This window comes from Maribacter sp. 4G9 (assembly GCF_002742265.1).
GTDB lineage: Bacteria > Bacteroidota > Bacteroidia > Flavobacteriales > Flavobacteriaceae > Maribacter.
The window spans coordinates 1-1,165 of the sequence record NZ_MDGL01000136.1 but is presented as its reverse complement, the minus strand read 5'-3'; the positions used below and the strand labels follow the sequence as shown (position 1 = coordinate 1,165).

Sequence of the window (1,165 nt, the reverse complement as noted above, 5' to 3'; positions counted from 1 at the left end):
AGATCCAAAACGCCTTTTAAACGACGGTAGAAATTCGTCTGCGGTACCCGGTCACTTAATTGGAAATTATTGAAAAGCTTCTCTTGATAATCCTTTTTACCCTGCATACCTAAAGTTACGATCCTTTTACGGATCGGCAAGATCGAAATGCCCCTTTTTTTATAACTTGTGCAACAGGCACAATACCTAAACGTAATGCGGACTTTAGGGCAAAACGAAAGTTCGGTGTATATTTATAATGTCGCTAAATCTTATGGATTTAGCTTTGGACAAGAAAAAATAAAACTAAACAATAAGCTTTAGCTTCGTGCGCAGACGGAAACGAAAAGTTTCCTTGCCTCCGCACTACGCTTAGCCCAACCGTTGGCCTTCATTATGACTAATTGACTAATCAGGACAAAATAATTTAAAGTAGTTAAGCATAAATCACTGTTTAAAATAACTCGTTTTATATTCTAATCCTATCGTCTTTTCCATAAGTAATACTTCAGGTTTATCTTTTCTTAAACCAACTTGCCAATTATTAAAAATCTCCCAATCATCGTTAATAAAAATTGGGTTTCCATATTGAATAATCAAGGCTCTTCGGATTCTATCTTCTTCTCCTTTTCCCGTCAAAATCCATACTACATTAAGCTTATTATCTCCAAAACGAGCTTCAATTTTTCTTGGGAACCCTAAATAATCTACACCAAAACAGTTTATCTGAATTTGAGCATTGGGATCTGATCCATCTAGTTTTTCTGTATTTGTAAAATCACTACTGGCTTCTAATATTGGTTTCAATTCGTCAATAGTGGCTCCCATTTTAAGAAACGCTGGAATTTGATTTGAGGAATTAGGTTCGGTTTCATCTTTATAACTCAAATCGATGTACGGATTATTCCAAGCAAACAGATTGGTATGCATTGCTTCTTTGGTCAATATCCAAGCGACATCCTTGTTTTTCTTTAAAAATAATCTATCCGCAACATAGACATCATGTAAGCTTCCCCTAGATAGAACTGTTTATTTTTCTAAAACTTCATCAAAGTTATTGTTTTTAATTCCTTGAGCGGTACCGCTCAAGGAATTAAGCTCCAAATATTGCTTTGGGGACAGATATCCCAAGGCCTTATGTGGCCTATGATTGTTGTAATCCTCCATCCAAATCCTTGTCTGTTCC

Annotated in this window: 2 protein-coding genes; both read right to left on the bottom strand. The window is 35.7% G+C overall.

All coding sequences use genetic code 11. The features are described from left to right. Nucleotides 1-426: 426 nt before the first annotated feature. Complete coding sequence (locus tag BFP75_RS13600) at nucleotides 427-909, bottom strand: hypothetical protein (RefSeq protein ID WP_165776601.1); 483 nt, start codon at nucleotides 907-909, stop codon at nucleotides 427-429. Between the two features lie 99 nt (nucleotides 910-1,008). Next, on the bottom strand, nucleotides 1,009-1,165 hold a 157-nt coding region (locus BFP75_RS22730; protein WP_165776559.1), incomplete at its 5' end, for an integrase core domain-containing protein.

Coding starts and splice junctions, on each gene's coding strand:
- BFP75_RS13600 (WP_165776601.1), bottom strand. CDS start 909: ATGCATACCAATCTGTTTGCTTGGAATAATCCGTACATCGATTTGAGT.